The organism is Microbacterium alcoholitolerans (genome assembly GCF_050408615.1).
Taxonomy (GTDB): domain Bacteria; phylum Actinomycetota; class Actinomycetes; order Actinomycetales; family Microbacteriaceae; genus Microbacterium.
The window spans coordinates 2,385,346-2,403,390 of sequence record NZ_JBNTKD010000001.1; the positions used below are offsets into that span (position 1 = coordinate 2,385,346).

Sequence of the window (18,045 nt, forward strand, 5' to 3'; positions counted from 1 at the left end):
AGGTCTTCGGGATGGGCTCTCTCTGCGGCGCCCACCGATTGACAGTATAGACATCGGATGTTTACACTCCAAGTGTCTGCGTCATTCGACGCACCGAAGGAGCACCGTGAGCCGTATCGTCGCGCTGGACACCAGCGACATCCGCTTTCCCACGTCTTTGAGCCTGGACGGCTCGGATGCCATGAATCCCGACCCCGATTACTCGGCGGCGTACGTGATCGTGCGCACGGACGCCGAGGACGGCATCGAGGGTCACTCCTTCGTCTTCACGATCGGCCGCGGCAACGACGTGCAGGTCGCCGCGATCGACGCCCTCGCCGGGCACCTCGTCGGCCGCGAGATCGAGCCGCTGCTCGATGACATGGGCGGCACGTTCCGCGACATCATCGGCGACTCGCAGCTGCGCTGGCTCGGCCCCGAGAAGGGCGTCATGCACATGGCCATCGGCGCCGTGATCAACGCCCTGTGGGACATCAAGGCCAAGCGCGCCGGTCTGCCGCTCTGGCAGCTGCTCGCCCGGATGACCCCCGAGCAGATCGTCGACCTGGTCGACTTCCGCTACCTCGGCAACGCCCTCACCCGCGAGGACGCGCTCGAGATCCTGCGTGCGGCCGTGCCCGGTCGTGAGGAGCGCGAGGCCGAGCTGCTGGCGACCGGCTACCCGGGCTACACCACCAGCCCCGGCTGGCTCGGCTACTCCGATGAGAAGCTGGAGCGACTCGCGCGCGAGGCGATGGCCGACGGCTTCACGCAGATCAAGCTGAAGGTCGGCGACGACCTCGACGACGACATCCGCCGCTTCCGCAAGGCGCGCGAGGTGTGCGGTCCCGACTTCCCGATCGCGATCGACGCCAACCAGCGCTGGGAGGTCGCCGAGGCGATCGAATGGGTGAACGCGCTCGCCGAGTTCAACCCGGCCTGGGTCGAAGAGCCCACCAGCCCGGACGATGTCCTCGGCCACGCCGAGATCGCCCGCGGCATCGCCCCGATCCGCGTCGCCACCGGCGAGCACGCGCAGAACCGGGTGATCTTCAAGCAGCTGCTGCAGGCGAACGCCATCGAGGTCATGCAGATCGACTCGGTGCGCGTCGCCGGTGTCAACGAGAACATCGCGAACCTGCTGCTGGCCGCCAAGTTCGGTGTGCCGGTCTGCCCGCACGCCGGAGGCGTCGGTCTGTGCGAGGCCGTGCAGCACCTGTCGATGTTCGACTTCGTCGCCGTGACGGGAACCCGCGAGGGCCGGCTCATCGAGTTCGTCGATCACCTGCACGAGCACTTCGTCGTCCCGACCGACATCCAGGGCGGCTCGTACATGGCGCCCACCGCGCCGGGCACGAGCATGGAGATGAAGTCCGAGAGCATCGCCAAGTACACCTGGACCGGGCAGCATGTCATCGACTGAGCGCGCGCCGCTCACCCTCCCCGAGCTCGGATACGGTGCCGCCAACGTCGGCAACCTGTTCCGAGAGCTGAGCGACGACGAGGCGTGGGCGGTGCTCGAGGCGGCCTGGGATTCCGGCATCCGCTATTTCGACACCGCGCCGCACTACGGCCTGGGCCTGTCCGAGAAGCGCCTCGGCGCGTTCCTGCAGACGAAGCCGCGTGACGAGTTCGTGCTGTCGACGAAGGCCGGGCGCCTGCTGCGCCCGAACCCCGACCACCAGCCGGGCGGCCTCGACACCGATAACGACTTCTTCGTCGCGGACGACCAGCGCCGCGAGTGGGACTTCACCGAGGACGGCATCCGCGCCAGCATCGCTGAGTCGCAGGAGCGCCTCGGGATCGAGCGGATGGACCTGGTCTACCTGCACGACCCCGAGCGCAACGACCTCGAACTCGCGATAGCCTCGGCCTTCCCTGCTCTCGAGAAGGTGCGCGACGAGGGGCTGGTCGGGGCGGTCGGCGTCGGATCGATGGTGTCGGATGCCCTGACGCGGTCGGTTCGCGAAGCCGATCTCGACCTGATCATGGTCGCCGGCCGCTACACGCTGCTCGAGCAGCCCGCCGCGGTCGACGTGCTGCCGGCGTGCGACGAGCGCGGAACCGGCATCGTCGCGGCATCCGTGTTCAACTCCGGCCTGCTCGCGCAGAGCGAGCCGCGCCGGGACGGCCGCTACGAGTACGGTCAGCTTCCCGACGAACTGTGGGACCGCCTCGTGCGCATCGCCACGATCTGCAAGGCGCACGAAGTGCCGCTCCCCGCCGCGGCGATCCAGTTCCCGCTTCGCGCGGCATCCGTCCGCTCGGTGGTCGTGGGCGGCAGCCGCCCCGCCCAGCTGCGGCAGAATGCCGAGTACGCGGCGCTGCAGATCCCGGCCGGGCTCTGGGGCGAACTCGCCGAAGAAGGACTCATCCCCGCCTGAGGAGGACGACATGCTCGAAGGAATCAATCCGCTGCTCACCGGCGAGCTGCTGCTGCATCTCGACCGGATGGGCCATTCCGACTCGGTCGTCGTCGCCGACGCGCACTTCCCGGCGTGGGCGCTCGGCGAGCGGGTGGTCGACCTCCCGGGCACGAGCACGCCCGAGGTGGTCGCCGCGATCCGCTCGGTGCTGCCGCTGGATGACGCGCCGGGTATGGATCTGATGGAGTCGGCGGATGCCACCGTGCTCGATGTGCAGCGCGAGCTGATGTCGGCGGCCGGGACGACGCAGGAGACGACGCGCTTCGTGGAGCGCTTCGCCTATTACGACGTCGCGAAGACGGCGTACCTGATGGTGCGCACGGGCGAGACCCGCAAGTACGGCAACGCCCTGCTCCGCAAGGGCGTGGTCGGACACGAGTCGCGCAAGGAGATCTCATGAACATCGGATGCCACGGACTCGTCTGGACCGGAACCTTCGACGCCGACGGGATCCGCCTCGCCGTCGAGAAGACGAAGCAGGCCGGCTTCGACCTGATCGAGTTCCCGCTCATGGACCCGTTCTCGTTCGACGTCGATGCAGCGAAGGCCGCGCTCGCCGAGCACGGCCTCGCGGTGAGCGCATCGCTCGGACTCTCCGAGGCGACGGATGTCACCAGCTCCGATCCCGAGGTGGTCGCGGCCGGCGAGGCGCTGCTGATGCGCGCCGTCGACGTGCTCGCCGACCTGGGCGGCACGCACTTCTGCGGCGTGATCTACTCGGCGATGAAGAAGTACATGCTCCCGGCGACGGCAGAGGGCATCGAGAGCAGCCGGCGCGCGGTCGCGCGCGTCGCCGATCACGCAGCGACGCGAGGCGTGCAGGTCTCACTCGAGGTCGTGAACCGCTACGAGACGAACGTGCTCAACACGGCGCGTCAGGCCGTCGCGCACCTCGCCGAGATCGACCGGCCGAACCTCGGCATCCACCTCGACACGTACCACATGAACATCGAGGAGTCGGATATGGTCGCGCCGGTGCTGGATGCCGCGGCGCACCTGCGGTACGTGCACATCGGCGAGAGCCATCGCGGCTACCTCGGCACCGGAACCGTCGACTTCGATGGCTTCTTCAAGGCTCTCGGGCGGATCGGCTATGACGGCCCGATCGTCTTCGAGTCGTTCTCGTCGGCTGTGGTCGCGGAGGACCTGAGCCGCATGCTGGGAATCTGGCGGAACCTCTGGACCGACAGCGACGAGCTCGGTGCGCACGCGAACGCGTTCATCCGCGACAAGCTCGTCGCGGTCAGGTCGATCGCGCTGCACTGATCCGGCGACCGACATCGCATCGTTCGTGATCAACTTGTTATTACAGGTGTGGCGATCGTCCTCGGTGTTAGATACATTTAGGTACAACTTGCGCTGACCCAAGGGTTAGGCGCACAATTGATCCGATGTTTGAATTCGATTCCATTGGGAATCATCGACCTCCAAGGGAGCAGGTGCGGGCATGAGCGATCCCATCCTCAGGGTGGAGGGAGTCAGCAAGGGCTTCCCCGGCGTGCAGGCGCTGAAAGACGTGAACCTGGAGGTGCGCTCCGGCGAGGTGCTGGTCCTCGTCGGAGAGAACGGCGCCGGCAAGTCGACGCTGATGAAGATCCTCTCCGGCATCTACACCCGCGACGAGGGAACGATCACCTTCGAGGGCGAGCAGGTGGAGCTGACCAGCCCGCTGCAGGCGCAGCAGCTCGGCATCACGATCATTCATCAGGAGCTGAACATGATGCCCGACCTCACGGTCGCGCAGAACATCTACATCGGCCGCGAGCCCAAGGTCGGGCCGTTCCTGTCGGAGCGTGCGCTGAACCGCAAGACCTCCGATCTGCTCAGCCGCCTCAACATCCAGCTCGATCCGCGCAAGCCGGTCGGCGAGCTGACCGTCGCCGAGCAGCAGATGGTCGAGATCGCCAAGGCGCTGTCGTTCAATGCGAAGGTGCTCATCATGGATGAGCCGACCTCGGCGCTGACCGACAGCGAGGTCGAGACCCTGTTCGTGCTCATCGAGCAGCTCAAGGCCAGCGGCACCGGCATCGTCTACATCTCGCACCGCATGGACGAGCTTCGCCGACTCGCGGATCGCGTCTCGGTGCTCCGCGACGGCGAGTACATCGGCTCGCTGGAGAAGAGCGAGATCAGCGTGCCGAAGATCATCGAGATGATGGTCGGCCGCGTCATCGATGAGGGCACCCGACCCGACGCGCGCGAGCACGCGAACGACCCGATCGTGCTCGACGTGAAGGGCCTGTCGACCAAGAGCCTGCTGAAGGACGTCTCTTTCCAGCTGCACAAGGGCGAGATCCTCGGCTTCGCCGGCCTGATGGGCGCCGGCCGCACCGAGACCGCGCGCGCCATCATCGGCGCCGACCACAAGGACGGCGGAGCGATCAGCGTCGGCGGGCGCACGGTGCGCATCCGCCAGCCCGAGGACGCGGTCAAGCGCGGCATCGGCTACCTGTCCGAGGACCGCAAGCTGCTCGGCCTGATGCTCGATCAGGACGTCACCTTCAACACGGTGCTGGCCTCGCTCGACTCCTATGCCAACGCGATCGGCTGGATGGGCGACCGCAAGGCGAAGAGCCAGACCAAGGACTACGTGCAGCAGCTTCGCGTGAAGACCCCCTCGGTCAACCAGATCGTGAAGCTGCTGTCCGGAGGAAACCAGCAGAAGGTCGTCATCGCCCGGTGGCTGATGCGCGACTGCGACATCCTCATCTTCGACGAGCCGACCCGAGGCATCGATGTCGGAGCGAAAGAGGAGATCTACCGCCTGATGCAGCAGCTCGCGGCATCCGGCAAGTCCATCATCGTCATCTCGTCGGAACTGCCCGAGATCCTCCGTGTCGCGAACCGCATAGCCGTCTTCGCGAACGGACGCATCACGGGCACCCTCCGCAACGAGGAAGCCAGCCAGGAGAAGATCATGCAGCTCGCCGCCCACGGAGAGGAAGACGAATGAGCACACCACAGCAGTCCGGCTCGACCACGACCGTGGTGCAGCAGGCCGTCACCGAGAACACTGACAAGCGCGACGTCGCAGGCATGCTGAAGCGCCAGCTGCAGCAGTCGCTGGCCTTCGCGACGCTCGTCGTGCTGGTCATCTTCTTCTCGATCGCCAGCCCGGCGTTCTTCACCGTGAGCAACCTCACGACGGTGCTGCTCTCGACCGCGGTGATCGCGATCCTCGCGCTCGGCACCACGTTCGTGATCATCACCGGTGGCATCGACCTGTCGCTCGGCACCGGCATGGCGCTGTGCGCCGTGATGACAGGTGTCTTCATCACCAACTGGGGCCTGCCGATCTGGGTCGGCGTGCTCGGCGGCATCGCCACAGGCGTGCTGATGGGTCTCGTCAACGGCGTGAACATCACGTTCCTGCGGTTGCCCCCGTTCATCGCCACGCTGGCGATGATGATGATCGCCGGAGGCCTGGCGCTCGTCATCTCGGGCGTGCGCCCGATCTACTTCTCGACCTCCGCACCGGAGTTCAAGCGCATCGCGCTCGGCGTGATCATCCCCGGCATCCCGAATGCCGTCCTGATCACGATCGTGCTCGCGATCATCGCAGCACTCGTGCTGTCGAAGACGCTGCTCGGCCGCTACACGTTCGCGATCGGCTCGAACGAGGAGGCGACGCGCCTGTCGGGTGTGAACACCCGTCGCTGGACGATCTTCGTCTACATGCTCGCGGGCGCCTTCATCGGCGTCGCCGGCGTCATCATCGCATCCCGTCTCGATTCGGCGCAGCCGCAGATCGGCATGGGCTACGAGCTGCAGGCGATCGCCGCCGTCATCATCGGAGGCACCTCGCTGCTGGGCGGACGCGGCTCGATCATCGGCACCGTGATCGGCGCGCTCATCATGAGCGTGCTCGTCAACGGCCTGCGCATCATGTCGATCCAGTCCGAGTGGCAGAACGTCGTCGTCGGCGTCGTCGTGCTGCTCGCGGTGTTCTTCGACTCGCTGCGCAACCGCCAGCGCACCTGAACCTGATCCCTTCCCACCGATCCCCGTCGATCACCCGGTCGACATCCACACAGAACAATGGAGTTTCCATGCGAATTGGCAAGAAGACCGCATTCGCCGCTCTCGTCGCGGCTTCCGCGCTCGTCCTCGCCGGCTGCGGCGGCGGCGACGTCGTCGAGGAGGGCGCAGCGCCCGAGGCCGGCGGCAGCGGTGACGGCGAGATGTACGTCGCCCTCGTCTCGAAGGGCTTCCAGCACCAGTTCTGGCAGGCCGTGAAGACGGGTGCCGAGGAGAAGGCGAAGGAGCTCGGCGTCCGTGTGACGTTCGAGGGTCCCGCAGCCGAGACCGAGATCGCGCAGCAGCTCGACATGCTGACCACCGCGATCAACAGCAGCCCGGACGCGATCGGCTACGCAGCCCTCGACCCCGAGGCGTGCGTCGCTCCGCTGGAGCAGGCCAAGTCCAAGGACATCCCCGTGGTGTACTTCGACGCACCCTGCAACGGCGACGTCGGACTCAGCCTCGCCGCGACCGACAGCATGGTCGCCGGTGCGCTGGCTGCAGAGCACATGGCAGAGCTGATCGGCGGCTCTGGCGAGGTCGGCATCGTCGGCCACTCGCAGATCAACTCGACCGGTGTCGAGCGCCGCGACGGTTTCGTCGAGAAGATCGAGGCGGACTACCCCGACATCACCATCGTCGACATCCAGTACGGTGACGGCGACCACCTGAAGTCGGCCGACATCGCCAAGACCATGATCGCCGCCCACCCGGACCTCAAGGGCATCTACGGCACCAACGAGGGCTCGGCCATCGGCGTCGTGAACGCCGTCAAGGAGCTCGGCCTCGAGAAGGGCAAGCTGACCATCATCGGCTTCGACTCGGGCGCAGCCCAGATCGAAGCGATCAAGGACGGCACCATGGCCGGCGCGATCACCCAGGACCCGATCGGCATCGGCGCTCGCACGGTTGAGTCGGCTGTCGCGGCAGCCAACGGTGAGACCCTCGACGAGTTCTACGACACCGGCTCGTACTGGTACGACGCCGACAACATCGAGGACCCGAAGATCGCCGCAGTCCTCTACGAGTGATCTGACGCTTCGTCACGGGCGGCCCTCACCTTCGGGTGGGGGCCGCTTTCGCGTTGCACCCGGATGCCGCCGCCGCGGGTGAGTGCGGAGCTCAGAGCCCGCGGGTGAGTGCGGGGCTCAGAACGACAGCAGGCGGGCGGGGTTGGCGACCAGCATCGCGTGGACGGCGTCGTCGCCGACCAGGGCGCGCAGGCGCGGGAGGTACCGCTCGCCGAGGTAGGCGAGACCTGGCATCCCGCCGTAGGAGATGTAGCGCGTCGCGCGGGCGACGTCGCCGCCGAGCACGATCCGGTCTGCGCCGCCGCCGGATGCCACCGCCGAGGTCAGTTCGAGCAGGCGCGCGTCGCTGTGCGTGCGCGGGCGGGCGAAGCCGTCGTATCCCAGGTAGGCGCCGCGTTCGGCGAGCGAGACGTGCAGGCCGGCGTCCGGGTCGCGGTCGGCGTGGGCGAGCACGACGCGATCGGATGCCACGCCCTCGGCGCCGAGCAGATCGAGCACCTCGTGCGCGGCCGTGCAGAATTCCAGGTGCACCATGATCGGCGCACCGGTCGCGCGGTGGGTCGCAGCGAGGGCGTCCAGCGTGGTGCGCTCGAACGCGCTGATGCGCCAGTAGTCGATGCCGCCCTTCAGCATCCCGGCGCGGATCGTGCGCCCATCGGCCGTGCGGGCGAGCGCGACATGCGCTCTCGGTCCGGCCGATGCGACCTCCGCATCATCGGCTGCCATCCCGTCGGCGACGTCCGCGGTGAACAGCGCCGCGAGCGCTTCGGAGTCCCACGACTGCATCGGGTGATCCTCGCCGTAGTGCGCCTCGCGGTGCCTTCCGGTCGTCGCCACGATGTGCAGCCGGGTCGCGCTGCTGATCCTCGCGAGAGCGGCGGCATCGCGACCGATGCCGAAGGGGGTGGCATCCACCATCGATTCGAAGCCGCTCGCCTTCAGCAGCCCGGCCTCGGCGGATGACGCAGCCTCGTCGTCGAGCTCGTCGCCGGGCAGCAGCGGCGAGACCTGGAAGAGGTGCTCGTGGTAGTTCACCCGTCCGAGCGACGCCGCATCGACGTCGCCGAGCACCGTGCGAACCGAACCCGACACCTCGCCGGACATCAGCGCACCGACTCCGCGGCGGCTGCGAGCTGCTCGACCACGTCGGGCGTGAGGTCGATCTCGAACACATCGGCGACGACCTGCGACCAGCCGTGGATGAAATAGCGCCACCCGTCGATCACCTGCAGGCCACGCGCTTCGCGCTGCGCGACCGCCTGATGCAGGAACTCCAGCGACCCGCGGTAGTTGAACTCCCACACCCAGGCGCCCTCGGGGTGGACTACGGCGTCGGTGAGCGGTGAACCCGGCCGATCCTTGCCGAGGCCCGTCGCGTTGGCGATGACCGATCCCGCCGGGGCTGCGGCGACGATGGCATCCGCCTCTTCCGGCGTCTCGGTGACCACATACCGGATCAGGCCTTCGGCCGTGCCGTGCTGGCGGTGCACCTCGCGCAGGTGATCGAGTTTGTCCTGCGCACGAGCCGTCACCGTCACGCGCGAGGGGGCGTCCGCGCGCTCGGCGAGAGCCCAGCTGAGCGCGGTGCCCGAGCCCCCGGCGCCGAGGATGACGACCTCCGCGCCGGTGCGGGCGAAGTGGTCGGCGGGCAGGAAGTCGTTGAGGGCGAGATCGACGGTGATCGGGTCCTTCGCGCGCCCGATGAGCTTCTCGCCGCGCTTGGAGATGCTCGAGATCTCGGAGCACGAGACGGCGAACGGGTCGAGTTCGTCGAACAGATCGGATGCCGCCGCGTACACGTTCATCTTGTGCGTCGTCACCAGCGCGCCGCGGTGGTGCTCATCGTCGCGGATCTGCTCGACCATCGCCCGGTACACCGACGGGTCGGCGTCCATCGGCAGGTCGTGCCCGACGAGTGTGCGGGTCGGCAGGCCGAGGATGTCGGCCCACAGCGGGAACACCTTCATGATCGACGACGATCCCGTGGTGACGCCGACGAAGCCCATGTGGTCGGCGGAGGCGCGGTCAGCGCGGACCCGGGCGGCGTCTGGGCGGGAGGAGGTGGATGCGGTCTCGGTCATGAGGGGCTCCATTGCGGATCAGCGGGAGGTGACGGGGTGGGCCGGTGCGTCGCCGCGCAGCACGGCGAGGGCGTCGTCGAGCGACATGCGGCCCATGTTGTCGACGGCCTGGGTGGTCTGCGCGCCGAGGTGCGGGGTGACGATCACGCGGTCGGCGAGATCGGATGCGAGCAGCGGACTCGCGCTGGCGGCGGTGTCGCCGTCCAGGGTGTCGGCCGCGTAGCCGCTCAGGGTGCCGGAGGCAAGCGCTTCGGCGACGGCCTGCTCGTCGACGAGGTCGGGGCGGGCGGTGTTCACCAGGATCGTGCCAGGGCGCACTTCGGCCAGCCGATCGGCATCGACGAGTCGCTGCCCGCCGGGGGCGTGCAGGGTGATGAGGTCGGCGGTGCGGAACAGGTCGTCGAGATCGGCGGGCTGGGCGCCGGCCTCGCGGGTGCGCTCGTCGGAGAGGAACGGGTCGGATGCCAGGATGCGCGATCCGAAGCCGCGCAGGCGTGCGGCGACACCCTGCCCGATGCGGCCGAACCCGACGATGCCGACGGTGGCGGCGCCCAGTTCTCGTCCGCGGCGCACCGACCAGTCCCCGGCGCGCACGCGGCGGTCGCCATCGGGGATGGTGCGGAGGGCTGCGAGCATGAGTCCCACCGCGTGGTCGGCGACTGCGGCCGCATTGGCCCCTGGCGTGTTGGTCACGACGATGCCGCGCTGGGCGGCGGCGTCGATGTCGACGGCCTCGGTGCCCACGCCGTAGCGGGCGATGACCTGCAGCCGGGGTGCGGCCGCGATGTGCTCGGCGGTGACTGCTCCGGTTCCGGCGATCCAGGCATCCGCGCCGTGCAGCATCGGCCGCAGTTCGGCGAGGTCATGGTGCGCGGGGCCGCGCATGATGCGGTGTCCGGCGGCGTTGGCGCGCGCCACGAGGTCGAGGTCGCCGTCCGAGAACGAGCGGCTGGTGACGAGGATGACGCCCATCAGCGACTCCTTCCCGCAAACCACGGCGCCAGTGCCGCGTACGCCTCGGTGAACCGGGAATGCCGCTCGGCGTAGATCGCGTGGCGCGCCGCATCCGGAGCGAACTCCGCCGTCACCTCGCTCAGCGCGCGGGCGGCGGAGAACTCGGCGAGGCCGAGACCGACGGCGCCGGTGACGGCGGCGCCGAGGCTGTTGGCCTCTTCGACGATGGTGCGGCGGCGCACCGGCACGCCCCAGACGTCGGCGAGCACGGCGAGGTAGGCGTCGCTCTGCGCGCCGCCGCCGACGGCATCGATGCGGTCGATCACGGCGCCCGCTTCGCGGAAGGCGTGGATGCTGGTGAGCAGGTTGAAGGCGGTGCCCTCGAGCACGGCCCGCATGAGATGCGCGCGCGTGTGGTGCCGGCCGAGGCCGACGAAGGCGCCTCGGGCGTCCGGATCCCAGATGGGGGAGCGCTCGCCCAGCAGGTAGGGGAGGAAGTAGAGGTCCTCGGTGTCGATGCCGGCGCCTGCCTCGGCGGTCAGACGCCCGGTCTCGGGATGTGCGGGGTCGGGGGAGAGCGCTTCGGCGATCCACTGCACCGACGCGCCGCCGGCCTGCATGGTCGCGGTCGGCACGAAGCTGTTCGGCACGACGTTGTCGAATGTGAAGGTGCGCATCTGCGGGTCGTGCAGCGGGGCGTCTGCCGCGAATGAGATCCACGAGCTCGTGCCGAGGCAGACGTACGCGCCGTCCTCGGGGGCGACGATGCCAGAGCCGACCGCGGCCATCGGGCCGTCGCCGCCGCCCATCACGACGCGGACGCCGGTGTGCAGGCCGAGGGCCTCGGCGGCGGACGACGTGAGCGTGCCGGCGATCGCGGTCGATTCGAGGATCTCGGGGAACAGCGAGCGCTCCAGGCGCGCGGCGGCGAGCACCTCGTCTGACCAGTCGCCGGTGGCCTGGTCGTAGGCGTTCATGCCCGAGGCATCCGATCGGTCCGTCGCGAGGCGCCCCGTCAGCCGCAGCACGATGAAGTCCTTCGCGACGCACACCCTGCGCACCCGCGCCCAGGTGTCGGGCTCGCTGTCGCGGACCCACATGATCTTCTCGATCGAGTACGTCGGGTTCAGGCGGTGGCCGAGCACCCGGTAGGCGTGCTCGGCACCGAGCGCCCGCTCGAGCTCGCGCTGCTGCGCTCCGGCTCGCGTGTCGGCCCAGATGATCGCGGGGCGGGCGGGTTCGCCGTCGGCATCCAGCAGCACGGCGCCCATCATCTGGCCGCTGACGACCAGTCCGGTGACCTCGGCGGCGGGGGTCTCGGTGCGGGCGAGCAGGTCGCGGGTCGCGGCGACCGTGGCGTCCCACCAGTCCTGCGGGTTCTGCTCGGCGACACCGCCGTCGGCGAAGTGCGCCGGGTACGGCACGGTGACGGATGCCAGCAGTCGGCCGTCGTCGTGGTGAAGCGAGGCCTTGTCGCCGGTCGTGCCGAGGTCGTGGGCGATGATCACGGTCGGTCTGCTCCATTTCGGATTCGGGACGTTTCGGAGTATACCTGTAATTACAAGTTAGCAGGAGGTTGATCTTGAGCACGCATTCGACAGTGGACACCCCGGTCACGCTGGAGATCTCGCCCGACGGCGGGATCGAGGGACGCTCCCGCCGGTACGAGAAGTTCCTCGGCGATATGGCCGGCGTCTACCGGGACGAGGAAGCCTGGCGGGCATCCGTCGATGAGCGCGGCGCGGACGAGCTGATCTACTGGGTCGACGACCACCGCTACCAGGAGGGCCCGGGCGCGCTCATCGTCGGCACCAGCACCCTGCTGCCCGGACGCGTGGGCTCGGAGTTCGCGGTGACCCGCGGCCACCTGCATGCCATCGCCGATCGCGCCGAGCTGTACCACTGCCTGAGCGGGCACGGCGTCATGCTGCTGGAGACCGTCGACGGACAGTCCACGGCGATCGAGCTCACCCCTGGCAAGGCCGTGAACGTACCCGGCCACTGGATCCACCGCAGCGTGAACGTCGGCGACGAGCCGTTCGTCACTCTGTTCTGCTACGCGGCGGACGCCGGGCAGGACTATGAGCTGATCGCGGAGGCCGGCGGCATGAAGAGCCTGGTCGTCGCAGACGGGGACGGCTGGAAGCTGGTGCCGAACCCCGACCACACCGGGTACCGAAACGCCTGACCGCCGGCGCGTGCAGGCGGCGCGAGCCGGCGCGTGGGAATGGGCGTTGAATCCTCCTGTCAGCGCCGGGTTGACTTGCTGAGACCCCGATCTCAGGAGCCGCAATGCCGCACCGCCCGAACATCCTCGTCGTCATGGCCGATCAGTTCCGCGCCGCCTCGCTCGGTGTGCTCGGTGAAGACCCGGTGCACACGCCGCACCTCGACCGTCTCGCCACCGAGGGCTGCGTGGCGCGGCAGGCCGTCAGCAGCTACCCGGTGTGCAGCCCGCACAGGGCGATGTTCCTCACCGGCATGCCGCCGCAGGTCAACGGAGTCACGCTCAATGTGAACTCCGAGACGGCGGCGGACGGCGTCGGTCTGCGTGACGGGCTGCCCACCTGGGCGAGCGCGTTGCGCGATCAGGGATGGCGCACCGGCTACATCGGCAAGTGGCATCTGGAGCCGCCGGTGGCCGACGATGAGCAGCATGGTGAGGGGCGCCGCGAAGACGGCAAGGTGTGGGATGCCTGGTCGCCGCCCGAGCGCCGCTTCGGATTCGACTTCTGGTATTCGCACGGCGCCTCGGATCGGCATCTCGCACCGCATTACTGGAGCACCGCCGCCGCTCGTCACGAGCGCGTGGACGTCGAGCAGTGGTCGGCCGAGCACGAGACCGACGTCGCGATCCGATTTCTCGAAGATGCCGGCGACGAGCCGTTCGCGCTGATGCTCTCGCTCAATCCACCGCATCAGCCGTTCGATCAGGTGCCCGACCGCTATCGCACGCGATACGCCGACCTCGACGAGCGGACGCTGCTGAACCGGCCGAATGTGCGGCACGGCAGCGATGTCGCCGTCGAGGCGGCTGCGATCGCCCGGGACTACTTCGCCGCGGTGACCGGCGTCGATGAGCAGGTGGGCCGGCTGGCGGCGGCGGTGGCGGAGCTCGACGGCGGGCGCCCGACCGTGATCCTGTTCACATCAGACCATGGGATGCAGCTGGGCAGTCACGAGCTGATGTACAAGAACGTCGCCTATGAGGAATCGATGCGGCTGCCGCTGATCGTACACGCGCCCGGCATGATCCCCGCCGGTGAGACGGGTGTGATCATCGACTCGCTCGACTTCGCGCCCACCATCCTCGGGCTCGCCGGCGTCTCTCCGTCCGATGTGCGGATCGCCGGGCGAGACCGCTCGGCGGCGCTGCGCGGCGAAGCGGAGCACACGCCGGCCGACGACGCCACGCTGTACACCCGGTACGCGTCGCGGTCCGACCCGAGCAGCGCGCGGGGGCTTCGGACCGCCGAGGCGAAGGTCGTCGCGACCTGGCATCCCACATCCGGTCTGGAGGTGCGATTCTTCGGCCTCGTGGACGACCCCTTCGAGCTGATCAGCCGGCCGTCCGATCCGCGCACCGCCGCTCTGTGCGCCCGGCTGCTGTCTGAGCTCGACGAGGCCGCCGACAGCTGGGAGGGTGCGGCCGCGCTCGCCGCCTACCCGGCGCAGGTCAGCGGCTGAGCGAGGGATCGGCCGGCAGGCCGACCTCCTCGCGCCATCTCGCGTGCGCCTGGATGAGCTGCTCGACCAGTCGCGGGCGACGCGCGGCGAGATTGTCGCGTTCACCGGGATCGCCGGAGAGATCGGTGAGGATCAGGCCGTCACCGGTCGCCGTGTGCTCCACATCGCGCACGTAGGCGGCCGTCGGGTCGTCAGCGTCGACCCAGAGCAGCTTCCAGTCGCCGCGGCGCATCGCCCACTGCCAGCCGCAGTCCCAGTGCAGCTCTCGCGAGGCGGACGCCGTGTCGGCGTCCCCTGCCGCGCTGAGAACGGCACGCAGGTCGATCCCGTCGTGCTCGCCGTCGCCCGCTCCCGCGGCGGCCGTGAAAGTGGCGGCGAGATCGAGCGCGCTCACCGGCTCTGCAACCGTGCTGCCGGCTGCGGTCACGCCCGGCCAGCGCACCAGGAACGGCACCCGTATCCCGCCCTCCCAGAGGGTGTACTTGGTGCCGCGGAGCTCGCCGTTGTCGCCGTAGTTGCACCGTGACCCGCCGTTGTCGGTCAAGTACACGACGATGGTGTCGGATGCTGCGCCGCCGGCATCCAGCGTGTCGAGCAGGCGCCCGATCGCCCGGTCCATCAACTCGAGCTGGGCGAGGTAGTAGGCGCGCCCGTCGGGGAGGTTCGGGCTGATCGCCCCGTCGTACCAGTCGAGGTACTCGGACGCTCCCGGATGCCAGTCCTCGAACGGCGGCAGGCCGCGGGCCTCGCGCTCGTCCTCGGGCAGCTGCCAGGCGAAGTTGTGCACGGCGTTGAAGGCGACCATCGCGAAGAACGGCTGCTCGCCCTGCTTCTCGCCGACGCCGTGTCGCTGCATGAAGTCGATGGCTCGGTCGGCGATCTCGTCGGTGGTGAAGCCGTCGAACGGCGCAGGCTCCTCGCCCGCCCAGAACGGCTGCACGCCCATGGCCTCGGCCGCCTCGCCGTACTCGGCGACAGCCTGCTCGGTGTGATGCAGGTAGTGCAGCCGGCCCATCGACTGCCCGGCAAGTCCGTAGAACGACTCGTCGAAGCCATGATGCGGTGGGGCACCGCGGTCGGCGGGTGTCTCGTCGCCGTAGTGCACCTTGCCGAAGTACCCGGTGGCGTAGCCCGCGGTGCGCAGCTGCTCGGCCATCGTCGGGGCGGTGCCGATGTGAGCCGAATCGAACCACAGGCCGCCCCAGCGCTGCTGGTACTGGCCGGTGATCATGCCGGCGCGTGACGGCGAGCAGATGGGCGCGGTGACGTAGGCGTCCGTGCAGGTCGCGCCCTCCGCGGCGAGGCGATCGAGCGCAGGCGTGCGCACCCCTGCCGTGCCGTGGGTGGAGCGATCGGCGTAGCCGTGGTCGTCCGAGACGATGAGCAGGATGTTGGGGCGGTTCATGGGGCTCCATCCCATCCGGGCGACGCGAAGGCACCGAGGGGATCGTCGTCGAGAGGGCGTATCTGTCCGGCGCCGAGCACGGGCAGGCCCTGACCGTCGGCGTGTGCGGCGGTGTGCCGCACGAACCACTCGTGAAGCATATGGCGCAATCGCGCCACTTCGCCTGCGCGGGCCGGATCGTCGACGAGATTCAGCCGCTCGCCCGGATCCTCGGCGAGGTCGTAGAACTCGTGCGGGCCGTGCGGATGCCGATGCACGTACTTCCGGTCGGCGGTGCGGATCATTCGCACCGGCCCGTACTCGCTGTGCACCACCACTGGACGCTCCGGCTGCTCCGCGTGTCCGACGTCCGGCGACGCGTCGCCGCGTAGTACACCGGCGAAGCTGCGCCCCGGACCGCTCTCGAAGGGGCGGTGATCCAGGTCGAGCAGCTCGAGCAGGGTCGCCGGCAGGTCGTATGCGCTGACCAGATCGGCGCGCACCTCTCCGGCCGGCAGGCGACCGGGCGCGGTGATGATGAACGGCACCATCACCGATTCGTCGTACATGTTCATCGGGAACGTGCCGTTGCCCTTGCCCCAGAAGCCGTGCTGACCGCAGCTGAACCCGTTGTCGCTGACGAAGACCACGACCGTCTCGTCTTCGATGTCGTGCGCGCGCAGCCGATCGAGCACGCGTCCGATCGCGGCATCCATCGCGGTCACGGCGGCGAAGTAGCCGATGAGCGCCTCGCGGGTGTCGGCCTCGCCGCCGATCGGGGCGGCGTCGAGTGTCTGCAGCCACGGGTGCGCCTGCTCCTGCGGGCACGTCTCGAAGGCGCAGTCCCGGTACAGCGCGGTGTACTCCTCGGGATGCTGGCCGGCGAACGGCTTGTGCGGAGCCGTGAAGTTCAGTGCGAGGAAGAACGGCGTCTCGTGCTGCTGCTCGGCGTCGATGAACGAGATCGCATCGTCTGCGATGACCTCTGTGAGGTAATCGGTCACGTGCTCCGGGGCATCCCCGCGGTACATCACAGCATCCCGATACGGACTGCCGCCGCCCTCCAGTGCGTACCAGTGCACGAAGCCGGGGCGCGGCACGTCGCTGGCGCCGAGGTGCCACTTGCCCGACAGGCCGAGCCGATAGCCGGCATTCGCCAGCGCATCGGTCAGCGTCGGCTGATCGGCCAGATGATCACGACTGGCTGTGCCGACGTGCGCGCCGTCGAGGTAGTCGTGCACGCCGTGCGAGGAGGGGATCCGGCCGGTCAGCATGCTCGCGCGGGCGGGCGAGCACACCGGGGAGGCGCAGAAGAAGCGCTCGAACCGCACACCGCGAGCGGCGAGATCGTCGAGGACAGGTGTGCGGATCTCATGATTGCCCGCCGCGCCCAGCGCCCAGGGGCCCTGATCGTCGCTGACGATGAGCACGACATTCGGCCGGCGGGTCATGCGATCGCATCCGCGTGCGCATTCGCCAGCGACACGGCACCGCCCTCCGCCGCGGAGCGGTACGCGGCGTGCACCAGCTCGACGACGTGGCGGGCATGCGCGAGCGGCACGGTGGGCTCGGCGCCGCCGACGACGGCTGCGAAGTCGGCCAGCTGCGCGGTGAACGCGCGCTGGATGTCATCGGCTCGCGTCCTGTGCACGAGTCGCGAACGCCCATCGGCATGGACGGTCGTCCCATGACGAGGGTCGACCTCGATCACTCCGCCGTCGCAGACGACGGTCATCTGGTCTGCGCGCGTGGCCGGATCGCTGACCACGGCGATGCTCACGCCCGCACCGCTGTCGAGGCGCAGGAGCATCGCCCCGTCGGTCTCGACGGCCGAGCCGAACCGGTTCACGGTCGTCGCGAGCATCTCGACGGCCCGGCCGCCGCCGAACCAGAGCGATCGGTCCAGGCAGTGCCCGCCGATGTTCATCAGCGCGCCCCCGCCGGCGATCGCGGGGGAGAAGAACCAGGGCGAGCGCGTTCCCGGTCGGTAGTCGGTGCTGCGGTTGTCGCGGATCATCTGCACGGTTCCGAGCTCTCCGCCGGCCAGCACCTGCTGCGCGGCGATCTTCTCGGGCAGGTAGTGCTGAATGTGCCCCACGGCCAGCGCGACGCCGCCTTCGCGGCATGCGGCGATGAGCCGGTCGCAGTCCTCGGGACTGTTGGCCATCGGCTTCTCCACGAGCACATGGACCCCGGCAGAGGCGGCGTCGGTCCCGATCGGCAGGTGAGTGGAATGGGGGGTGTTCACGATGACGGCATCCACGATTCCGGCATCCAGCATCGCGCGGTGATCGGTGAAGACGGCGGGATTCCTGCCCTGCGCCGCTGCGCGGGCGGCCGCGTCCGCATCGGTGTCGCAGACGGCTGTGAGATGCAGGCCTTCGTTCTCGGCAGCCGCCGCGATGTGGAACGGCGCGACGGCGCCCGCTCCGATCAATCCGATGCGCACGTGTTCTCCTCTTCGACGGATGCTGGTGGTGAGT

The 18,045-nt window shown here is 69.0% G+C and carries 16 protein-coding genes; 9 read left to right on the top strand and 7 right to left on the bottom strand.

Annotated features, from left to right (window positions below):
* The first annotated feature begins 106 nt into the window (after positions 1-106).
* The 7 genes from ACQUSX_RS11445 (at position 107) to ACQUSX_RS11475 (ending at position 7,456) form a co-directional block, all read left to right on the top strand.
* On the top strand, positions 107-1,402 hold the full coding sequence (locus ACQUSX_RS11445) for an L-fuconate dehydratase (RefSeq protein ID WP_428907042.1): 1,296 nt from the start codon (positions 107-109) through the stop codon (positions 1,400-1,402).
* Positions 1,389-2,363: an aldo/keto reductase gene (locus ACQUSX_RS11450; protein ID WP_428907043.1), complete on the top strand. Its 975-nt coding sequence runs from the start codon at positions 1,389-1,391 to the stop codon at positions 2,361-2,363. The genes ACQUSX_RS11445 and ACQUSX_RS11450 overlap by 14 nt, the downstream gene beginning before the upstream one ends.
* A gap of 10 nt (positions 2,364-2,373) precedes the next feature.
* The gene (locus ACQUSX_RS11455) at positions 2,374-2,805 is read left to right on the top strand and encodes an RbsD/FucU family protein (protein WP_428907044.1); all 432 of its coding nucleotides are present in this window, start codon (positions 2,374-2,376) and stop codon (positions 2,803-2,805) included.
* Positions 2,802-3,671 (top strand): sugar phosphate isomerase/epimerase family protein, encoded by an 870-nt coding sequence (locus ACQUSX_RS11460; RefSeq protein ID WP_428907045.1) that lies wholly within the window; start codon positions 2,802-2,804, stop codon positions 3,669-3,671. The genes ACQUSX_RS11455 and ACQUSX_RS11460 overlap by 4 nt, the downstream gene beginning before the upstream one ends.
* Positions 3,672-3,852: 181 nt before the next feature.
* Positions 3,853-5,358, top strand: a complete 1,506-nt coding sequence (locus tag ACQUSX_RS11465) for a sugar ABC transporter ATP-binding protein (RefSeq protein WP_428907046.1) — start codon at positions 3,853-3,855, stop codon at positions 5,356-5,358.
* Entirely contained in the window at positions 5,355-6,386 is a 1,032-nt protein-coding gene (locus ACQUSX_RS11470; RefSeq protein WP_428907047.1) for an ABC transporter permease, read from the top strand. Before ACQUSX_RS11465 ends, ACQUSX_RS11470 begins: the two co-directional genes overlap by 4 nt.
* Positions 6,387-6,454: 68 nt before the next feature.
* The gene (locus tag ACQUSX_RS11475) at positions 6,455-7,456 is read left to right on the top strand and encodes an ABC transporter substrate-binding protein (protein WP_428907048.1); all 1,002 of its coding nucleotides are present in this window, start codon (positions 6,455-6,457) and stop codon (positions 7,454-7,456) included.
* A gap of 117 nt (positions 7,457-7,573) precedes the next feature.
* Here ACQUSX_RS11475 and ACQUSX_RS11480 read toward each other — a convergent pair whose 3' ends face one another.
* Genes ACQUSX_RS11480 through xylB form a run of 4 tightly spaced genes read right to left on the bottom strand, consistent with a single transcriptional unit; the run spans position 7,574 to position 11,999 of the window.
* The gene (locus ACQUSX_RS11480; protein ID WP_428907049.1) at positions 7,574-8,560 is read right to left on the bottom strand and encodes a phosphotriesterase family protein; all 987 of its coding nucleotides are present in this window, start codon (positions 8,558-8,560) and stop codon (positions 7,574-7,576) included.
* Complete coding sequence (locus tag ACQUSX_RS11485; protein ID WP_428907050.1) at positions 8,560-9,537, bottom strand: shikimate dehydrogenase family protein; 978 nt, start codon at positions 9,535-9,537, stop codon at positions 8,560-8,562. The genes ACQUSX_RS11480 and ACQUSX_RS11485 overlap by 1 nt, the downstream gene beginning before the upstream one ends.
* An 18-nt stretch (positions 9,538-9,555) precedes the next feature.
* Complete coding sequence (locus ACQUSX_RS11490) at positions 9,556-10,509, bottom strand: NAD(P)-dependent oxidoreductase (protein ID WP_428907051.1); 954 nt, start codon at positions 10,507-10,509, stop codon at positions 9,556-9,558.
* Positions 10,509-11,999, bottom strand: coding sequence for a xylulokinase (xylB, locus tag ACQUSX_RS11495; protein ID WP_428907052.1), 1,491 nt, complete (start codon positions 11,997-11,999; stop codon positions 10,509-10,511). The genes ACQUSX_RS11490 and xylB overlap by 1 nt, the downstream gene beginning before the upstream one ends.
* A gap of 74 nt (positions 12,000-12,073) precedes the next feature.
* Between xylB and ACQUSX_RS11500 the strand changes: the two genes are divergently transcribed.
* The gene (locus ACQUSX_RS11500; RefSeq protein WP_428907053.1) at positions 12,074-12,679 is read left to right on the top strand and encodes a glucose-6-phosphate isomerase family protein; all 606 of its coding nucleotides are present in this window, start codon (positions 12,074-12,076) and stop codon (positions 12,677-12,679) included.
* Between the two features lie 104 nt (positions 12,680-12,783).
* Positions 12,784-14,178, top strand: coding sequence for a sulfatase family protein (locus ACQUSX_RS11505; RefSeq protein WP_428907054.1), 1,395 nt, complete (start codon positions 12,784-12,786; stop codon positions 14,176-14,178).
* Here ACQUSX_RS11505 and ACQUSX_RS11510 read toward each other — a convergent pair.
* Genes ACQUSX_RS11510 through ACQUSX_RS11520 form a run of 3 tightly spaced genes read right to left on the bottom strand, consistent with a single transcriptional unit; the run spans position 14,168 to position 18,011 of the window.
* On the bottom strand, positions 14,168-15,583 hold the full coding sequence (locus ACQUSX_RS11510; protein WP_428907055.1) for a sulfatase family protein: 1,416 nt from the start codon (positions 15,581-15,583) through the stop codon (positions 14,168-14,170). The genes ACQUSX_RS11505 and ACQUSX_RS11510 overlap by 11 nt on opposite strands.
* Entirely contained in the window at positions 15,580-17,013 is a 1,434-nt protein-coding gene (locus ACQUSX_RS11515; protein ID WP_428907056.1) for a sulfatase-like hydrolase/transferase, read from the bottom strand. The genes ACQUSX_RS11510 and ACQUSX_RS11515 overlap by 4 nt, the downstream gene beginning before the upstream one ends.
* On the bottom strand, positions 17,010-18,011 hold the full coding sequence (locus ACQUSX_RS11520) for a Gfo/Idh/MocA family protein (RefSeq protein WP_428907057.1): 1,002 nt from the start codon (positions 18,009-18,011) through the stop codon (positions 17,010-17,012). Before ACQUSX_RS11520 ends, ACQUSX_RS11515 begins: the two co-directional genes overlap by 4 nt.
* Between the last annotated feature and the right edge of the window lie 34 nt (positions 18,012-18,045).

What these genes read in the sequence shown, in the direction of transcription:
- ACQUSX_RS11480 (WP_428907049.1), bottom strand. Translation starts at nt 8,560, where the DNA reads ATGTCCGGCGAGGTGTCGGGTTCGGTTCGCACGGTGCTCGGCGACGTC.
- ACQUSX_RS11465 (WP_428907046.1), top strand. Translation starts at nt 3,853, where the DNA reads ATGAGCGATCCCATCCTCAGGGTGGAGGGAGTCAGCAAGGGCTTCCCC.
- ACQUSX_RS11450 (WP_428907043.1), top strand. Translation starts at nt 1,389, where the DNA reads ATGTCATCGACTGAGCGCGCGCCGCTCACCCTCCCCGAGCTCGGATAC.
- ACQUSX_RS11455 (WP_428907044.1), top strand. Translation starts at nt 2,374, where the DNA reads ATGCTCGAAGGAATCAATCCGCTGCTCACCGGCGAGCTGCTGCTGCAT.
- ACQUSX_RS11485 (WP_428907050.1), bottom strand. Translation starts at nt 9,537, where the DNA reads ATGACCGAGACCGCATCCACCTCCTCCCGCCCAGACGCCGCCCGGGTC.
- ACQUSX_RS11510 (WP_428907055.1), bottom strand. Translation starts at nt 15,583, where the DNA reads ATGAACCGCCCCAACATCCTGCTCATCGTCTCGGACGACCACGGCTAC.
- ACQUSX_RS11475 (WP_428907048.1), top strand. Translation starts at nt 6,455, where the DNA reads ATGCGAATTGGCAAGAAGACCGCATTCGCCGCTCTCGTCGCGGCTTCC.
- ACQUSX_RS11470 (WP_428907047.1), top strand. Translation starts at nt 5,355, where the DNA reads ATGAGCACACCACAGCAGTCCGGCTCGACCACGACCGTGGTGCAGCAG.
- ACQUSX_RS11505 (WP_428907054.1), top strand. Translation starts at nt 12,784, where the DNA reads ATGCCGCACCGCCCGAACATCCTCGTCGTCATGGCCGATCAGTTCCGC.
- ACQUSX_RS11490 (WP_428907051.1), bottom strand. Translation starts at nt 10,509, where the DNA reads ATGGGCGTCATCCTCGTCACCAGCCGCTCGTTCTCGGACGGCGACCTC.
- ACQUSX_RS11460 (WP_428907045.1), top strand. Translation starts at nt 2,802, where the DNA reads ATGAACATCGGATGCCACGGACTCGTCTGGACCGGAACCTTCGACGCC.
- ACQUSX_RS11515 (WP_428907056.1), bottom strand. Translation starts at nt 17,013, where the DNA reads ATGACCCGCCGGCCGAATGTCGTGCTCATCGTCAGCGACGATCAGGGC.